At 35.1% G+C, this 19887-nt stretch carries 16 protein-coding genes; all 16 read right to left on the bottom strand.

The features are described from left to right. Position 1: 1 nt before the first annotated feature. The gene (gene mobB, locus LN736_RS04370; protein ID WP_229980971.1) at positions 2 to 529 is read right to left on the bottom strand and encodes a molybdopterin-guanine dinucleotide biosynthesis protein B; all 528 of its coding nucleotides are present in this window, start codon (positions 527 to 529) and stop codon (positions 2 to 4) included. Next, complete coding sequence (locus LN736_RS04365; RefSeq protein ID WP_229980969.1) at positions 507 to 1706, bottom strand: molybdopterin molybdotransferase MoeA; 1200 nt, start codon at positions 1704 to 1706, stop codon at positions 507 to 509. The genes mobB and LN736_RS04365 overlap by 23 nt, the downstream gene beginning before the upstream one ends. A 12-nt stretch (positions 1707 to 1718) precedes the next feature. Beyond that, positions 1719 to 3857 carry a formate dehydrogenase subunit alpha gene (gene fdhF, locus LN736_RS04360; protein WP_150355929.1) on the bottom strand — a complete coding sequence of 713 codons (2139 nt, stop codon included), beginning with the start codon at positions 3855 to 3857 and terminating at the stop codon, positions 1719 to 1721. A 461-nt stretch (positions 3858 to 4318) separates the two neighbouring features. Next, complete coding sequence (locus tag LN736_RS04350; RefSeq protein ID WP_229981102.1) at positions 4319 to 4894, bottom strand: hypothetical protein; 576 nt, start codon at positions 4892 to 4894, stop codon at positions 4319 to 4321. Positions 4895 to 4982: 88 nt separating this feature from the next. Then, positions 4983 to 5939, bottom strand: coding sequence for a GTP 3',8-cyclase MoaA (moaA, locus tag LN736_RS04345; RefSeq protein ID WP_229980967.1), 957 nt, complete (start codon positions 5937 to 5939; stop codon positions 4983 to 4985). A gap of 34 nt (positions 5940 to 5973) precedes the next feature. Continuing rightward, positions 5974 to 6573: a molybdenum cofactor guanylyltransferase gene (mobA, locus tag LN736_RS04340; protein WP_150355931.1), complete on the bottom strand. Its 600-nt coding sequence runs from the start codon at positions 6571 to 6573 to the stop codon at positions 5974 to 5976. A gap of 14 nt (positions 6574 to 6587) precedes the next feature. Then, positions 6588 to 7301 carry a 5'/3'-nucleotidase SurE gene (surE, locus tag LN736_RS04335; RefSeq protein WP_150355932.1) on the bottom strand — a complete coding sequence of 238 codons (714 nt, stop codon included), beginning with the start codon at positions 7299 to 7301 and terminating at the stop codon, positions 6588 to 6590. Positions 7302 to 7312: 11 nt separating this feature from the next. Next, positions 7313 to 10765: a helicase-exonuclease AddAB subunit AddB gene (gene addB, locus LN736_RS04330; protein WP_229980965.1), complete on the bottom strand. Its 3453-nt coding sequence runs from the start codon at positions 10763 to 10765 to the stop codon at positions 7313 to 7315. A 121-nt stretch (positions 10766 to 10886) separates the two neighbouring features. Continuing rightward, a complete protein-coding gene (locus LN736_RS04325) occupies positions 10887 to 11825 on the bottom strand; it encodes an SPFH domain-containing protein (protein WP_150355934.1) in 939 nt (312 codons plus the stop codon). Positions 11826 to 11873: 48 nt separating this feature from the next. Then, complete coding sequence (locus LN736_RS04320; protein WP_150355935.1) at positions 11874 to 12296, bottom strand: NfeD family protein; 423 nt, start codon at positions 12294 to 12296, stop codon at positions 11874 to 11876. 71 nt (positions 12297 to 12367) lie between these two features. Continuing rightward, entirely contained in the window at positions 12368 to 14290 is a 1923-nt protein-coding gene (locus LN736_RS04315; RefSeq protein WP_229980963.1) for an NAD(+) synthase, read from the bottom strand. Positions 14291 to 14379: 89 nt separating this feature from the next. Then, positions 14380 to 14547 (bottom strand): hypothetical protein, encoded by a 168-nt coding sequence (locus LN736_RS04310; protein WP_229980961.1) that lies wholly within the window; start codon positions 14545 to 14547, stop codon positions 14380 to 14382. Next, positions 14544 to 15809: a Ger(x)C family spore germination protein gene (locus LN736_RS04305; protein WP_229980959.1), complete on the bottom strand. Its 1266-nt coding sequence runs from the start codon at positions 15807 to 15809 to the stop codon at positions 14544 to 14546. Before LN736_RS04305 ends, LN736_RS04310 begins: the two co-directional genes overlap by 4 nt. Further along, positions 15793 to 16899 (bottom strand): GerAB/ArcD/ProY family transporter, encoded by a 1107-nt coding sequence (locus LN736_RS04300; RefSeq protein ID WP_229980957.1) that lies wholly within the window; start codon positions 16897 to 16899, stop codon positions 15793 to 15795. The genes LN736_RS04305 and LN736_RS04300 overlap by 17 nt, the downstream gene beginning before the upstream one ends. 15 nt (positions 16900 to 16914) lie before the next feature. Continuing rightward, entirely contained in the window at positions 16915 to 18630 is a 1716-nt protein-coding gene (locus LN736_RS04295; RefSeq protein WP_229980955.1) for a spore germination protein, read from the bottom strand. Positions 18631 to 18707: 77 nt separating this feature from the next. Further along, the gene (locus LN736_RS04290) at positions 18708 to 19790 is read right to left on the bottom strand and encodes an endospore germination permease (protein WP_229980953.1); all 1083 of its coding nucleotides are present in this window, start codon (positions 19788 to 19790) and stop codon (positions 18708 to 18710) included. Positions 19791 to 19887: the final 97 nt, after the last annotated feature.

Here is a 19887-nt window from a genome sequence, read left to right as displayed (position 1 = left end):
TTTACCCCTCCATAAAATTTGTTTCAATAAAATCCGTTATTTCCTCTATGTCATTTAAATCCAGTACAGGTATATCCAGCTCCATATTTTCATCACTGGCAACAGCTGCAAAATTCGTAAAATCACCACTGCAGTTTCCATAGATCAGTGTGGAATTTACAGATTTTCTATAAACCTCTATCTTGGGAAACATATTATTCTTAAACCCTTCAACTATTATAATATCCATATCTTGAAAAAGTTCCAAAAGTTTCTCTATGCTCTCCCTTTTTTCGGTTTTTTTTATCAAAGCCACCTTATTGTCTGAGGCAATTACAACACTGTCCGCCCCAGCCTCAGCAAACCTATAAGTGTCTTTTCCCGGATGATCTATCTGAAACTCATGCACATCATATTTTATAACACCTGCTTTATATCCTCGTTTTTTAAGACTTTTTATTATTCCCTCTATCAACGTAGTTTTTCCCGAATTAGAACCAGCTGAAATTATAGAAACAACGGGCTTCCTATTTAAATATGAATTTGCCATTTAAAATATCTCCAGCTCTTACAGACTTAATTCCCTTTTTAATAATTATCACACCATTTGAACGGGTCAATGTAAAAAGTGCATTTGAGCTCTGCATTCCAGTATTACGTGCATAATACTTTCCGTCTTTTTTTTCTATGTTCACATATATATAATTATCTCTGTCACCTTTTGACTTAAAATCATCCTCTAAAATCACAGGAAACTCATCATTTATTACATCCTTTCTGCCCATCATTTTCTTTACAGCTGGTGCTGCAAAAATTTCAAAAGTATTTATAACAGATAGAGGATTTCCCGGAAGTCCAAAAAACAGTTTATTTTTGAAAGTGGCAAAAGTAACCGGCTTGCCAGGTTTTACTTCCACAGATGTAAACTTTATATCCGCCCCTATTTCATGAAGAACATCTTCTATAAAATCATAATCCCCTACGGATACACCGCCTGAGGTTATGACTATATCCCCTTCTTCAAGTGCATTTTTTACTGCACCTAGAATTTTTTCCTTTTGATCCTCAACTATTCCATAGGATTTTACACTTACATTTAAATTCTTACTTAAAGCCACGAGAGCATATTCATTACAATTTCTAACCTTTCCCTCAGTTATCTTGTCATCTACACCCACAAGTTCATCACCAGTGGTTATAATTATAATTTTAGGTTTTCTATAACATTGAACCCTGCCATATCCTAGAGAAGCCAGCATCCCTATTTCTGAAGGCCTTAAAAATGTTCCCCTTTCAAAAACAGAGTCACCTTTTTTTATTTCTTCCCCTTCCATCAATACATTTTTTCCCTCACAGACTTTTCCACAGACTTCAAGTTCATCTTTACAGGTCTTCACTTTCTCAATCTGAATAACTGCATCTGCACCTTTTGGTACGGCAGCTCCTGTCATTATCTTTATAGCTTCTCCCTTTTTTATCTCAGTTCTAGGAACATCTCCTGCTTTTATGGATCCAACAATTTTAAACTTTGACTGTCCTTCCCCAGTATCAGTGCTCTTTAAAGCATATCCATCCATAGATGACTTATTAAATGGAGGTAAATTATCTTTTGAATTTATATTTTCCGCCAGTACCCTGTTCAAAGCTTCATCCAGTGGAATCGTTTCACTTTCAAGTAATGATGCATTATCTAATACTGCATCTAAAGCTTTACATAATTTTATCAAAATATATTCCCCCTATTGTACTTTTGCTCCCATTTTTCTCTTTATTTTATCATATTCTTCTTTTACATATTTTTCCGCTTCTATTTGATCTTCTATAGCCTCTATTTTAACGGCACAATATTTTAATTCTGGAGTTTTCGACACAGGATCAAGATTATTAGAGGTAAGCTCGTTACACGCACCTATCCACCACTGATACGTCATATAAACTGCACCTCTGTTTACCCTCTCTGTCACCAGCGCCCTGGCTAAAACAGAACCTCTTCTGGAGCTTATTCTCATAATCTGTTCATCTTTTATCTTAAATCTATCTGCATCCTCAGAATTAATCTGCACATATCCAGGTTCATCTGCCAGCTGCTGAAGTGCCCTACAATTACCGGTCATGGTTCTAACAGAATAATGCCCTGCTTCCCTTACAGTGGAGAGAACCAGTGGATATTCTTCATCTACAGATTCTACAGGAGGCCTCCATTCCGCAGCAAAAAGATTTCCCCTGCCTGTTGACGTATTGAATTTATTGCCTTCATATAGATAAGATGTACCTGGATGATCTTCTGAAGGACATGGCCATTGAATTCCTCCCAGTTTATCCAGTCTTTCGTAGGTTACCCCTTTAAAATTAGGACATAGATTCCTGAGTTCATCCCATATTTCCTCCGTATTATCATAGTGCATAGGATACCCCATGGCAGAGGATATTTCGGAAATTATCTGCCAGTCAGGCTTAACATCTCCCTTAGGTTCTACTACTTTTCTAAACCTTTGAAACCCTCTATCCGCACAGGTGAATACACCCTCATGCTCTCCCCAGGAAGTAGCCGGTAAAATCACATCTGCATAAAGACAGGTTTTATTCATAAAAATATCCTGAACTATGACAAATTCCAATTTCTCCAATGTCCTTCTCATCTCTTCGGAATCAGGATCACTTTGAACCGGATCCTCTCCCATTATATAATACGCCTTTAACTTATTTTCTTTAAGAGTCCTGCGGGGAACTTCTGTCAAATGACACCCTATTTTATTTGAAAGCTTGACCTTCCAGGCTTTTTCAAATTTACTCTTGATTTTATCATCAGTTACACTCTGATACCCAGGATATACATTGGGAAGTACTCCCATGTCACAGGCGCCCTGAACATTGTTCTGCCCTCTAACCGGCCCTATTCCCACATTAGCCCTTCCAAAATTTCCAGTCAAAAGTGCCAGTGATGCCAATCCCTTGACCACATCTACAGCTTGTGCAAACTGACAAACTCCCATTCCATAGAGTATCATTGCATTTTTAGCACTAGAATACATTTCCATAGCTTTTACTATATCCCTGGCATTTATATTGGTGATTTTTTCTACATACTCAGGAGTGTACTTTTCCACTATTGCACTGTATTCTTTAAATCCGCTGGTATGATCTTTAACATACTCTTCATCATATAATTTTTCATTTATAAGTGCATTTGCAAAACCATTTACAAGAGCCATATTAGTTCCATTCTTTATAGGCAGCCAAAGATCAGCTATTCTTCCTGATTCAGTTATACGTGGATCCACCACTATAACTTTTGCACCCTTCTGCTTTGCATTAACTATCCTTTTGGCAACTATAGGATGTGAAGACGCCCCATTGTAACCAAAAATAAGCAGTAAATCAGTATCATCTATTTCATGTATTCCATTTGACATAGCACCATTTCCTAAAACACGAGCCAGACCGGCTACAGAAGGAGCATGTCAGACTCTGGCACAGTGATCTACATTATTGGTTCCCACTGCTGCTCTCATAAATTTTTGCATAACATAGTTTGCTTCATTTCCCGAACCTCTGGCACATCCTGTGCCCATTATTGAATCGGGACCATATTTTTCTTTTATATCCAACAATTTTGAAGCCGTAAAATCAATAGCTTCCTTCCAGGACACTTCTTCCAGCTTATTATTTTTTCTTATCATAGGTTTATTTAAACGGGCTGTTAAAATCTTGGGATCATTCAAAAAGTCCCAACCAAAATATCCCTTTAGGCACAGTGAACCATCATTCGTCCTACCATTAGCTGGTTCCGCCTTAATTATTTTATTATCTCTTACATATAAATAAAGGTTACATCCTGCACCACAATAGGGGCATACTGTTAAAATTTTTTTATCCATATCCATTCCCCCAAACTTTATATATTAAAAGTTTATTATATACTTTTATTTCTATATAAACAAATTTTTAATATATTCTTATTTTAAAATATTCAGAATTTGAAGTCAAGCTTACTTTCATTTAAACTCTTAATTTATCCAAAACTCATAAATTTAAATTATAAAAAAGAGAGATTTTAGCATCTCTCTTGAACTTTATAATTTCATAGATTACATCATCCAAAATACCGTTAACTTTATTTTGACACCTATGTCTCCACAGGTGGATGTCCTCACAGATGTCTCCATCCTCCTACAGCCAATTGCTTAGGGTACATGTACTCATCTAAATATTGAACTTCCGTTTCTCTAATGTAGGTTCAAAACTAAAGCCTGCGTATATCTCAGAATCCTTACTATATTCTATTTATTAACATAGATTATACACTAATAAATTTATTATGTCAATTCTTGAGGAAATATCAAAACATCGCATCTTTACTGGGTTTATTTTTTATTATGTTTCCTATTTTCTCTATTATTTCCTGAAAATCATCATTGAAATTGTTTTCTATAATTATGTCAGCTTGATCTATAACTTTACCTGCTGATTTTTTTATTTGACAATCCCGAGTATTTTTTATCATGATAAAAACACCCGGATTAACAGCAGTTCGTAAACTATTTGATTCACATACTATAAGGGCATCTTTAGGTATACGGTCTATAACAGTCTCAAATCCTTCATATATATTACCTTCCAGTGTTTTCAGCCAGTAAACTCTATCCGCTCCTGCAGCTAATAATAAAGATGTATCTTTATTATTGGATGCATTCAATTCCTCCGTTATTTGAAAATTCCCCTTTAAGCTTGAACATGCCCCGCAGCCTTCTCCTCCACGTATACATTTTCTATTTTTATCGTGAATAGTTGTTACTTTTAAACCCACTACCGATCCATTTAATTTATATCTATTTATTATTAAACCGGCAAGAGTAGTTTTCCCGCTATTTCTAGCAGTTGAACCAATCAAAATCATATTGGGTACATTATGCATTCTGGTCACTGCTCAGCTCACCTCACTATCAATTATTGAACTATCATCCTAGAAAGCTATTTGTCACAGAAACATATAAATTCTATCATTACCCCCCTATAGCTGTCATATTTCTCTTTATATACTTTCCATTCTCCAGATCATGCTCTTTAGGTTTGTTCTTAATTAAGTTAACTATTATTTCCCTTAAGTCTTCCCCATTTCTCAATGCTGATCTCAGATCTATCTCATCATTTGAAAGAAGACAACGTTTAACCTTACCATCTGCTGTCAATCTAACTCTGTTGCAATTTTTACAGAACTTATGGGAAACAGGACTTATGAGCCCCACTCTCCCTTCTCCACCGGGTAATTTATAATAATTAGCCGGCGATGAAACATCCTCCTTTGTGACCTCCTTTAATTCTTTAACTTTCTCTAAAACCGTTTTATTGGATATAAATTTATTCAGTGACCAGTCCTTTGTCTGTCCGATGGGCATAAGCTCAATAAATCTTACATCTATTTTCTCATATTTTGTTAGATTGACAAAGCTTTCTATTTCACTGTCATTAAACCCGCCGATCAAAACCGTGTTTAATTTTATCGGTGCAAGTCCCACTTTCCTAGCTTCTTCAATTCCCTCAAGAACATCTTTCAGGCATCCTCCTCTAGTTATATCATGGTATTTTTTTTCATCTAAAGTATCCAGACTCACATTTACCCTGTTGAGACCTGCACTCCTTAAATTCCCGGCATATTTTTTAAGAAGTATTCCATTTGTAGTCATGGCAAAATCTTTAATTCCATTTAGCTTGCCTACGTTTTCAATTAAATTCAGGATGCCCTTTCTAATCAGGGGCTCTCCTCCTGTTATCCTCACTTTATTTACTCCCAATGACACAAAAATTTTCGCCAGCTCATATATTTCCTCCAGCCTCAATATCTGATCACGTTGTATTTTTGTTATACCTTTTTCAGGCATACAGTATCTACATCTGAGATTACATAAATCTGTAATAGATATTCTCAAATAATTTATGTTTCTTCCATACGAATCTATCATATTATTCCTCCATCACATATAGGCTAATGCATTTTTAATCATCTAATGAATTAATATATTTATCTAAATCCTTTTTAGTATTTATGTTTAGAAACATATTCCAGTCTGGGCTGTATCTTCTTGCTTCTTGCTCTTCTATATAGAAAGTATTGACTTTACTAGTTAAACAAGCTACAGCTCTGCAATTTTTTAAAAGGAGATTTTCTATATTTTTAATCACACCTCTAGAATAAAAAGCATTAAAATGTTCCAGCCTATTTCCCACTTTAGTTATACATGCATCTACATCTAAGTTCCTTATTTTTTCCTTCATATGTCTTATATAATCAATGTTTATATTCGGCATATCACAAGCTACGAAATACACATACTTGCTGCTGCTTTTCTTGAGTCCAATATGAATCCCACTCAACGGACCTTTTTGTTTTATTTCATCGCAAACTATCCTACATGAACTGCCTGCATACCGTTCTGGTTTATTCGTAACTATAATAATATCATCAAATTCTTTTTTCAATCTGTCAACCATGATTTCCAGCAATCTTTTTTCATTTATCTTTATAAATTGTTTATCAAATCCCATTCGTGAACTCTTTCCTCCTGCCAGTATCACAGCTGTTTTAAACTTTTCCATAGTTCCTCTCTTCTTTAAGACATTTTAGAAAACAGTTCTGCAACCTGTTTCATTATATTATAATTTGTCAAGTCATAATGCAGTGGAGTCAGAGTCACATAACCATCATTTATATATTTCACATCTGTAGTTTCATTACACTCCTTTGAATCCATACCTTTCCTCTTATATTTAAATCCCATATTACAGACCTTTATACCCTTTATTTTCTCTATTGGCAGGAGGGGAACGTTTAAATTCAAGACCACATCATCTTTTTTATATCTGCCCCTAATTGTAGAAAATACCTCCAAGGCATACTTTGCTGCTATATTATAATCGTAATTGCCGCCTTTGGTATCCAAAGATACCGCCATAGAAGGAACCTTACAGATAGCTGCCTCAATAGCTGCAGAAACTGTCCCGGAATACAGTACATCTATACCCAAATTAAACCCATTGTTTATTCCGGAGATTACCATGTCTATTTTTTTATCCTCTATTTTATTTAATCCCACCCTCACACAATCTGCAGGAGTTCCATTTATACTATATGCTTTTGAGTTAATCCCTGGAATTTTTACTTCCTCTGCAGTTAAAGATCTATCAGTGGTTATCGAATGTCCACTTCCACTCCTCTGCATGTTCGGAGCAGCAACTATAACTTCATTATCCTTTTCAAAACATTTTGCTAGAATATGCAAACCTTCAGCATCTATTCCATCATCGTTAGTGAGTAATAATCTCATATCTTATCCTCCTATTTATGAACTTCATTTTCAATGTCCTTCCATATCTCTTCGTCATTTTTATCCTTTATCACTTTGTACCTATTACCCTCTATAGAAATATCAAATTGACAAATTGCCGAATAAATACAGTAACTACAGGCGCTTCTATTTTTGTTCCTATATGGAGTAATCTCTATATTTCCCTCCAGCATCTTCTCGCATAATTTTTCTATAGTACCCCTCACATATTTTCTAAGAAGCTGAAATTGCTCAGCAGTTGCCAGAGACGAATTTGATTTTGAAAGAGTGCCATCCTTTTTTACAGAAGCAGGTATAATATTTGAAGATCTTTCCATATCCTTATCCATCTTTTTGATAATATCCGGATCACTCAGAAGCAGTCCGTTCATCCTCAAACTCTTAACTATTCTCTTTTCTATCTCACCCTCTGATATATCACTCGATGATCTTATTATAGGATCGTCTAGTTTAAAATACAATATGCCTGCAGGAATGGCATCTACATTAACTCTTTCATCTAATTCTGTAAGTATGGCATCTAAATATATTAAAAGCTGCATTTGAAAGCCATAATATATATCGGAAAGCTTAAACTCTTTAGTACCTGATTTATAATCTATTATTCTAAGATATGTCACGCTGTCCTCTTCCATGGTATCCACTCTGTCAGCTCTTCCCACAAGACTAACTTCTTCACCGGAATGAAGTTTTATTGAAATAGGCGGAAAATCACCTTTATATCCAAAGGATAGTTCATATGCCTTGGGCTGAAATTCCCCCCTCTTCATATGCTGTGTTATAAGCCACAGGGATCTTATAAGAATTCTTTTTATTCTATCCGTAAGATGTCTGTACCTTCTAGAGCTATTTAATACAGAACGGGGTTTATCATTTAAGGCCTTATCTACTATATAATTTACATTTTCTTCGCACCATTCTTCGTCTATATCTTTCCATGTCAGATTTTTCTCCTTTAAATCTACAGAAAATTTTTGGAGTATATCATGCATAAAACTCCCAAGATCCGGTGGACTAAAATTATACATTTTCCTTTCCTTAACTTGGAGTCCATATTGTACAAAATATGCAAATGGACACTGGGCATATTTTTCCAGCCTTGAAACACTCACTGTTAAATGCCCTCCATAAAGTTTTCTCACCTTACCGGTATCTATAATTTCCACTTTATTATTATAGGAAAATCCATTTAAAACGCCTTTTAATTTTTCATTCCACCGATTATCTCTTCTATACCACCTGTACACATCTATCCAAATAGGATTTATAGAATCACTATGGCCTATATTTTTTCTTATATTCAAAATCAACTCATTAAAAGTAGCTTTAGGTGTATTTACAGCTTCTATACTCTCTTCATCTCCTGCAGCATCCATCACATTACTTTCTTCCTGTAATTTTGGGAAAAGCTTTTTTATGATGGATATTACAATAGAAGGTCTTTTGGTCTTCCCCTCTCCGTCGCTCATGGAATAGCTCAATTTTAAATATTTATCCACTGCAGTCAGTGTAGTGTATACTAGAAACTGCTCCTCCAAAGCTCTGCTTCTGGTATTTTCTTTCAATTCCAATCCCCTTTCCCTGAGCAGATCTCTGTCTTCATCTGTAAAAATTCCATCTGAAGGTATAACAGCGGGGAAAATGCCGTCATTCACCCCTACAATATAAAGGGCCCTTATATCATGACTCCTGAGCCTAGTTACACTGCTTACTAAAACCTGATCCAGCGAAGGCGGGATCACTCCTATTCTATACTGTAAAAAGCTATTCATTAACATCTCATTAAAAGCTTCCATTCCAAAAGCTTCATCTCCCCTGGAATCCACTATTTGATCCAGTACATCCACCACTATATCCCATATCTGGCTGTACTCATTGGCTTTATCCAATTTGGAATTATCTTTAAAATCTTCTATAAGTTCCTTTATTTTTTCAGGGATTTTCAATTCACAGAGAAAATCATAAAGACCCTGGCATATCTGTACTCCCTTTTTTTTACCTTTTATAGCAGCTGAAAGTTTGAGTATGGGCTCTCTCACCTTGTCTCTTATGGAGTTTATTCTATTTAAATACTCTGCCTCCTCTTCAGATATCTCCTTTTCAGAAACATCATAATTCATTCTAAAATCCCAGGGTTCAGATTGAGTCCACCTTTTTCCTCTTATTCCATTTGCAAGGACATAGTTTTCCAGCATATCTATTTCATCAAATTCTAAATTCAAAATTCCTGTTTTCAAATATCTAAATACAGATTCATAGGACCAGTTTTTAGACAATATTTCCACAGCAGAAACTATCAAAATTATAATAGGATTATTTACAATTTCTCTCTTCTTATCTATAAAATAAGGTATGTCATATTCATTGAACACTGCTTTTATCAAACTTTCATATCCATCTAAATCTCCAGTTACAACTGCAATATCTCTAAATCTAAGGCCTTTATCTCTACATGCCTTTACAATATCTCTGGCGGTATGTTCTATTTCAGTATATTGGTTCAATGCTTTGTATATACCTATATCTTTAACTGATCTATCGTATATCCTATAGGGATAGGAAAACAAATAATCTTGAAGATGCTGGAGTTCAGGATTTTCTCTAAACCTGTGACAGGGGCTGCAATTTAAAACAATAGGTCTATCATAGGTTATATTGTTATCTTTAGCAATCTGTAAAAGTTTTTTCTCTGTAATCCTGGTGGGCAAAAATAAATCCATGCTTTCGGCAGAAGGATTTTTTTCTCTTCCTTCCATACATAGAGTTATATTGATCCTATATGACTTATGCATGATTTTTTTCAAGATCTCATATTCCTGGGGAGTAAAGCTGAAAAATTCATCCACCCATATTTCCGCATTGTCAAACATTTTGGATTCATCCAGTTTTTCGCTGAGCATGTTTAAGGTATCTTCCAAATCCAGATATTTTTTATGGAGTATATTCTCAAATTCAGAGAAAATTATGGCAATATCATCTAATTTGTTTCCTAAATTCACATTTTCCACTTTATCTACACTTTCTTTTAAAAGCATAGGAGATATTTTGTATCTTTTCAATTCAATTATGGAATCAGATATCAAATTTATGAACCCCTTCTCTTTAGAAGCTTTGCCAAATACTTTTAATCTGTCTCTATTTTCCTCTATTATTTTATATAAAAGTATACTCCTGCCTGCATCATTTATATTTTTTCTAGTCCCTCCTCCTACTTCACTAAGAACCCTTTCCGCCATCCTTCTAAAACTGAGTACCTGGGCTTTCAGCATACCCCTTTCCCCAATTGCCTCTATTAATTTTTTTTCTGCCTGAAAGGAAAACTGCTCGGGGACTATAATTATAAGCTTCCTGTCACTTCCATCGTATATCCTATTCTTTATACTGCTCAAGCAGTAGTGACTTTTTCCACTGCCTGCCCTGCCATATATGAATCTAATGCTCATAAAGCTACACCGCTTTCCAAAAGTTTAAGGCTTGAGTTTAAATGTCATAGAGGATTTCCAGTATATGCCGAAAATCCTCATCAATTGTGAACTGTAGACTGTATATCGTGAATTGTCTAAATTATTTTCTCTGAAGCATATCTGCTATTGCTGCCATATTTCCCAGAGAAGACACCGCTTCGTTGGGAAGGATAAGCTTGTTTGCTGGATTCTTAGCCATTTCCTTTAAGGCCTCTACTTGTTTCAAAGCTATTACCCTCTCATCAGTACCTGAATCTATTATGGCCCTGTTCACAAGATCAATGGCTTTTGAATCTGCTGCTGCTACGGATTCTATGGCCTTTGCCTTACCTTCCGCTTCCAGTATCTGAGATTGTCTAAGTCCCTCTGCCCTTCTTATATTTGCTTCTTTTTCAGCTTCAGCCTGCAGTATCTTAGCCTGTTTTTCTCCTTCTGCCCTGGCTATATCACTTTGCTTTTGCCCTTCTGCCTGAAGTATTACAGCCCTTTTATCTCTTTCAGCCTTCATCTGTTTTTCCATGGCCTGCTGTATTTCAGCAGGAGGCATGATATTTTTAATCTCCACAGACAGTATCTTTATTCCGTAGGCATCCGTAATATCATCCACTACCCTTAAAAGTTCACTGTTTATCTTATCTCTTCCTGAGAGCACCTCATCCAAAGTCATATTGCCTACAATATTTCTCATATTGGTAATAGTTGAAAAAATTATACCTGCCCTGTAATCTTCTATATTGTAGATAGCATCTTTAGGACTCAATACTCTATAGAATATGACATTATCTATGGAAATTTTTACGTTGTCCTGGGTTATGACACTCTGCGGCTCAATATCAAGTATCTGCTGTTTAGTGGAAACCTTCCTTCGTACAAAGTCCGCAAATGGAATTATAAAATGCCAGCCAGGCTGCAGAACTCTATGAAATTGTCCAAACCTTTCTATAATGGTCACATATCCCGTATTTACAATTTTAATAGAAGATATCACAGCAGCTAAAATAGCTATGAGAACAACCAGAATAAGAATTTTACCTATCATAATTACATCTCCAATCCATATAATATTTATTTTTAAACCACAATAAACTTACAATTTTTTTATAATCAACTTATTTCCTTCCATTCCCACTATCTTTATTCTGTCACCTTTTTTAAGTACATATTCCCTGTTTTTTATATTCCAGTAAACTCCATCAACTTTTACTCCATTATTTTTCACCATTTCTTCATCTACCACAATATCTTTGCCAATATAGGTTTTCTCTCTGAGCGGTGTAGGTTTTACAGATTTTTTTATATTTTTTTTCACTATTGGATAGCATATTATCATAAGTACTGTGCTTACGACCACAAAGACTATAAATTGTACTAAAAATGAATAATTCAATATTTGTGCTATAATAGCCCCAATAGCTCCAATCGTAAACCATATAAACAAAAATGCACTGGTCACTATATCTACTGTCAATGCTGCTGCTCCAATTACAATCCATAAAATAAGGTTAAACATACAATCCTCCTTTTATCATTCTATAATACAATGATACACCATTATATGCAATTAACAAAGTATAAAGTTCTCTAGTCCTTAATTATGGAGTCCACCCACAATTTATAGCTTGCATCCGAAGGCATTCTCCAATCTCCTCGTGGAGACAAGCTAACTGTACCCACTTTAGGACCGTCGGGAATTGCAGAACGCTTGAACTGCTGGGTAAAAAACCTCTTTATAAATACATCAAACCATTTTTCAATAACCTGACTGCTGTAATCATTTTTATAAGCCTGTTTAGCTAAAAACAGTATCTTCTGCGGAGAATAATTCAATCTCACAAAATAGTATAAAAAGAAATCGTGAAGTTCGTAAGGCCCTACTATATCTTCTGTCTTCTGGGATATTTGTCCCTCTTTATCCTTGGGCAAAAGTTCAGGGCTTACTGGAGTACTTAGTACATCTATTAAAATATCCGATATGTTTTGAGAAGTTTCCCTGTCTGCCACATATCTTACCAGGTATCTCACTAGTGTTTTAGGTATAGAACAGTTTACTCCATACATGGACATATGATCTCCGTTATATGTACACCATCCAAGAGCCAATTCTGATAGATCCCCCGTGCCAATTACAAGCCCTCCCTCTTTATTGGCTATATCCATTATAATTTGAGTTCTCTCTCGTGCCTGAACATTTTCATAAGTTACATCATGTATACGCCTATCATGGGAAATATCCTTAAAATGCTGGGTGCATGCATCTACTATGTTGATTTCCCTTAATTCCGTACCCAAATTTCTACATAAGCTCACCGCATTATTGTAGGTTCTATCAGTAGTCCCGAATCCCGGCATAGTTACAGTTATTACATTTTTTCTTGGAATTTGAAGGATATCAAAAGTTTTGACTGTCACCAGCAGTGCCAGTGTAGAATCCAGACCTCCAGATATACCTACCACGGTCTTTTTCAAATTAGTATGACTTATTCTCTTTCCAAGAGCTGCAGTCTGTATGTTGAATATTTCTCTGCACCTTATCTCCCTTTCATTCTTATTGTCAGGTACAAAAGGATGTTTTTCAACTCTTCTGTTGAACTCACCATAATCCATATTTTCAAATCTAAACTCTATGTTTACCGGTTTGTGTGAAAATTTTTTTACATTATCTCTAAAACTCACATTTTTCAGGCGCTGACTTTTTAATTTGTCTACATCCAGGATTGCAGTTATAACCTCATTTTCTCTTTTAAATCTATTATTTGAGTTCAGCAGAACGCCATTTTCTGATATGCACAAGTCACCGCTGAAAACCAAATCCGTAGAGGATTCAAATACTCCCGAGGATGAATATACGTAAGAGCACATACCCCTGGCACTTTGGGAACATATGAGATTCCTCCTGTAGGAAGACTTGCTTACAACTTCATTTGAAGCAGATAAATTTCCCAAAATATTTGCCCCCATAAGACAGAGATAACTGCTTGGAGGTATTACTGCCCAGAGATCTTCGCATATTTCAAAACCAAACCTGAAATCTCCACAGGTAAATATTAAATTCACACCAAAGGGTATATTCTTTTGAAAATAAAAATCAATGCTTTCGTCTATGACATCTATTCCCTCTGTAAACCATCTTTTTTCATAAAATTCCTCATAATTGGGGATATAGCTTTTAGGAACAATCCCCAAAATATTTCCCTTAAATACTATACATGCACAGTTATACAGGCAGTTATTGTATACAATAGGTGCTCCTACTGCTATTAGAATATCTTTCCCTTTAGAATAATCACACAGCTCCTTCAAAGCTTCCAGCGTCATTTTCAAAAGGAGCTGCTGCTCAAAGAGATCTGCACAGGTATACGAAGTTATGGAAAGTTCAGGAAATACCACAAGTTTTGATTTTTCCACCGATGCTTTATCTATACAATCCTCTATGTTTTTCAAATTAAACTCTATGTCCCCTATATTCGTCAGCGGGCAGGCCGATGACACCCGTATGAAATTCATTATATTTTACCTCCTATTGGCTTTTTATATCCGAGCTAAAAATTTTTCAATTTAATACTATAATAACATTATAAATAATATAAGCTAAATTATCCATTGATTATAAGCATTATAATGGGAACTATAGTAGACACCAGAGCCAGAAGCCATACTCCAAAGGCCGCCAGTCTATTGTTTTCCCTTACCCATATGTAAATCCCATAACTTAATGTATAGTAGCCAGAACACAATATCAAAAAACACAGTATATATTTCATTTTTCCACCCTTCCTCCAGAATCCCATATATCCGACGTATAAAAGCCCGCTCCCATTCTTCTTACATTTACAGTTAAATTTACATTGATCTTTGCATCCTTATAATGACTTAGCCAGTTATAATCTTCCCATTCCTGAATGGTTTTAAAATTGTCCACTACATGGTACCCAAATCCGAAAATATCAGATTCATATTCTTTTTGGGTTTTTTCAATGGTTTTATTTATACCCTTGCTCAAAAAATCTTTTATCTGAGCATTTAAATCCTGTATCATATATAATTTTTCATAGGGGGTTTTATTGTTAATGGAAACTATATCTGCCTCCACTTTCAAATTCACATCGATTACAGGCTTCCCACCGCTGAAATGTGCTTTTACCTTAGGCTTTCTAGCCAATTTAATATAGGCCACGATAACAGTACTAGGTTTGTACTTGTCATTTATAGTTATGGTGGCACCCCTAAACTTACCTTCTACAAGAAGATAGTACCTGGTTTCATAGCTATCCAGGTAACCTACCATTTTATCCCCATTAAATACAGCTGTACCTGAAAGCTCCCTCTTAGCTGATCCCTTTCTTGGAATTTCTCCGGGTAGATACCCTTTACCTGTAATAGGCGGAATATCTTTTTGATTCTCTCCTTCTCCTATATTGCTATAATCATTTACACCGCCATAGGATGCAACAGGCTGTTTATACGATGAAAGAATACTCTGGTAAAAATCAAAAAATTGTTCCTCAGCGGAATAGGAATTATGCAGAGGCTGGGAAAAAAACAGTTCAACCATCTTGGGAAGGCTCTCTCCTATAATAGATAAATTTTCTCTGACAAAATTTTGGGCTTCACCTTTTACCACAGTAATAGCCACAGTATTTCTCATCTCCCTGTATCTCTGTATTCCTAAAATATATTTTCCTATCCCCTCCACTGCAATTTTTTCTGAAAATACAATGACTTTCAGATGTTTCAATGTGATTCTGCGGGATATTTCCTGTCCAAACATCTCCATGGACTCTATAATACTGGGAGCTTCTATAACAGCTATATTGGACTGCGTACGTTGAGTACCTTCCTGATTTCTGTTTGCTGCACCATATACAGAATACTGTATTGTAATTCTAAATTTGTTGTTGGCTCCCTTATCCACTCCCAGCATCACAGGGTAAACTTCATCATCAATTTCCACTGCATCATAGCAACCTGTAAGTACAGTAAAAAGCATAAGGAAGATCAAAAGCAAACTAATTTTTCTGTACATTTGAATTACCACCCTTTCTCTTTAATAGAATGGCTATGATAAGCACAGCAGTGGGTATAAAATAATTTATAAACATACTGTATTCACGGATTAATGCTAAATTTATGGATATCAGCTCCATTATATTTTTGGGGATAATTGCCACAACAAAAACCAGAAAGGCAAAGGGAAGCAAAAGGGGTTTATGGTCTTTTATATTGTATATTTTACAGTAAATACTTATACATATATAAAATGCTATAGCTGTAGTTATCATGGAAGGTATAACCCAGGTCATGAGAAATATTGTCTCCACTCTTTGAATAAATCTATTGAAATAAATTGTCTTTGAGAGTTCAAAAATACCAGATATATTTTCTTCTCCAAAAGCATAGTTGAAAGAGGCAAGGTAGAACATAAAGCAGAACATGAATACAATTCCAGAAAATATTATGCTTATAATACCTGCTTTTTTTATTTCTTTTAAATCTCTGAGGGAGTCTGTCACAACAAATAAAATTATAAATTCGCTGTAAGAAGAACTTCTCAAAAATTCGGACTTTAAAGTTTTGATAATGCCATATCCAAGGTAGGGCTTTAAATGATTAAAATTGTATATTGGATAGGCCATGGAAAACACCAGGACAAGGCCCAGTATAACGGGCACAAGGCAAATGCCGCACAACTGTCCAAGCCCTTTGAATCCAAAGTAGGTAATTAACATTGACACCAGTAGAATACATCCCATTATAAAGCTGGGAGGAGTCTGTGGCAGGTTGTATATCTTTATCATATCAACAAATTCCCTTAAATTAGATCCTGCATAAAAAACACAGTATGCGCAGAGTATCATTCCCAGTATCTTCCCCAAAAACTTGCCAACAACTTCATCAAATATCTGAATTAAATTCATTCCTGGAAATCTCTTCATAAGCATGTATATAATACAGAAAAACACCAGACTTATGATGCAGGAGCCTAGGGTTGAATACCAGGCTGCAGTTCCAACTCTCTGAACTATTGCAGCAGCACTGGAATAAAATATTTTATTTATAATAGCCAAGACTACAAGGGATACAGCTTGAAACAGCCCTATGTTACCTTCATTCATAAATCTCCACCTACTTCAAATATTTTTATCCTTCTTTTCAACATTGGCATCCTGATTCATCCAGCCTTTAGAATTCTCAGGCTGTCTTTTTGAGTCCATGGTATTTAATTCATCGGGCCTGAATTCCTGCTTCCAGATAGGGTAATTCAAAATAGTATCCTTGCTTTTATTTGTCTTAGGCGGAAAATTGGAGAGGAAAGGAACTCCGAAGGACTTTATATTGCCTAATATGGCTATATAAGCCACTATTCCAAGGCATACACCCAAAAGTCCCAGTATATATCCAAAAAAGATAAAGGACAATCTAATTATCCTGGTAGCATAAGTCAAGCTGAAATCAGGTATGGAATAATTTCCAAGTACTGTAAAGGAAATTACTATGATTAAAATAGGGCTTATTATGCTTGCCTGCACAGCTGCCTGACCTATTATAAGTGCACCTACTATACCTATGGTATTTCCCAAAATTCCCGGTATCCTTATACCGGCTTCTCTTATGAGTTCAAAGGAAATCTCCATAAATATAACTTCTACAATAGTGGGAAAGGGCACTTCTTCTCTCGTTCTGGCAATCGATATGAGAAGAGAAGAGGGGATCATCTCCTGATGATAGTTTATCAGTGCCACATACATCCCTGGAAGCAGCAGTGATACAAGTATTCCAAATATTCTAACAGCTCTCAGCAGAAAGCCATACTGCCATTTTAAAATATAATCTTCCGAAGTATGAAACAATGTGAAAAATGTAATCGGCAGAATGAGAACATAGGGGGTGCCATTTGAAATCAGCGCCACTCTTCCCTCCATAATATAATAGCATGTTCTGTCACTTCTCTCCGTAGACAGTACTGTGGGAACCAGAGACCAGGTGTTGTCTCCAATATATTCTCCGAGCATTCCCGTTCCAGATATAAAATCTGTCTTTATGCTGCTTATTCTTCTCTTTACTTCCTGTACTATTGCAGGGTTTACTATACCCTCTATGTACATAATTGCACATTCATTGTTATTGCTGTCCCCCACCCTGAGCTTTTCTGTAATCAGATCCTTATTTCTTATAAGTTTTCTTACAAGAGCTACATTAGTGGATAGATTTTCTGTAAAAGCTTCATAAGAACCCTTTACAGATCCCTCCGTCTGGGGCGTATTTACCTCTCTTTTTTCAAACCCCTTCGTGCCATAGGAGCCATAATAATCACATCCATCTATATACAGCACTGTATTACCTACAATTATCTGATATATGACATCTTTAAGTTTATTTACAGTTTTCATATAATTGATTTCAATTACATTATTTAAAATGAAATTTACCTCTTTTTGTTTTTTATCTGTATTCGAATCCTTATCTTCCTGATTCCCACTCTCATTTTCAATTCTATAATTTAGAAGAGGCCTCAATATGAAATTATTTACAATATTATTATCCACGGCACCATTCAAGTAAGCTATAAATGCATTATATCTTCCTGCAATCCTAATTCTTCTCACTATAATATCCTTGTTGACTGGATAGTGAAATTCCTGCTGAATAAATTCTACATTGGAATCAATATTCGATGAAATTTTGTCTTCATTATTCTGCTTGAGGCCATTTTTTATATTTAAAGAATTATAATCATAGCCTTTATTTCCTGAGTTTTCATTTATTTCAGGTATATAAAATTCCTGTACTTCCTTTTTATGTTTATATGTAATCAAAGAAGCCATACCTTTAAATATATTACCCATTATCATACCCTCCATTTAATTTACAATTTACAGTTCATAATGTACAATTAATGAAAATTTTCGGATAGAATTGAAAATTATTTTCCCGAAGATTTTAAATTAAACACAGTAAAAGCAACTAGGGGCAGTAGGAACAGTGCAGCTACACACACATATACATACAAATTCAGAAAACTAAAAAGTGTAAGTAAATTTTTTGAAGTCATATAGGATACCACATAAATGACAACAGTAAATACAATCAAAAATATATTGGGATTTACGACTTTATTTATTTTAAATTCTCTAAATATCAATACAAGGGCAAAAAATGTAGTTACATATTTTGAAAACCAGCCTGATATTACCTGAAATATCACATAGAATTCACCGCTGGCTATAAAGCCAAAGTACGATATGAGCTGAGTCTGGACCAATTTAGGATACACAATGGTATTTGCCCTCTCCACATTGAAAGTGGCAAGTACTCCCACTACAGCAACAATTATCATCTGAGCTACAAATAAATTACCCAAAAAAGAATATGTCCTAAGCCCCTTTTTAATATCCAGCTGACTCAAATAGGGCAGTGCTATAACAATGGAAGAATACATACCTATCGATTTCACAATGGATAAAAAAAAGTCAGCATTTATTCCATGTTCAAATATGGGGAACAATCTACCATAATCCTTAAATCTGGATGTCAAAATAGCCAGGTTTATTCCATTGAATACGGAAATAGCTATACACACCATGATAACTGCCATTACGGAATATCTACCCCTTTTTACGGTATAGAACCCCGGTATTACTACAAATAGCAGTATGTACCATACAGGACTTTCTATAAAAAAATTAGTATGTACTACATTTGCCTCTACAGAGGCACTCTCTATAAGAGATAAAAAAACCGCCGATGCAAATACGATTAAAAGCAGGTTTCCAAATAAATTTCCAAAAGAGGTAGTAAATATTTCATGCAAACTATAACAATTGTTTTTCAAACATATATTTATCAGGTAGTCAAAATAAATCAACATTATCATACAAGTTATTATAATAGCCACCCAGCTGTCTCTGCCGGACATGTTCATAAAAATTTGAGGATATGTTTTCAAACTGGATATTGACAGGGCAGGCACTATGAAAAATATATGTTTAAAGCTGAATTTGCCCATAAATAATCTCCATTCACACTAAATTTTACATAAGAATATTATCTGCTAAACCATGAATGTTATTCAAGAAAATACAGATAATATAGCTGGTGATGAA

The sequence above is a fragment of the Clostridium aromativorans genome (assembly GCF_020908015.1).
GTDB classification, from domain to species: Bacteria; Bacillota; Clostridia; order Clostridiales; family Clostridiaceae; genus Clostridium_B; species Clostridium_B aromativorans.
The sequence above is the reverse complement of the archived record's forward strand: the minus strand, read 5'-3'. Positions and strand labels throughout refer to the sequence as shown.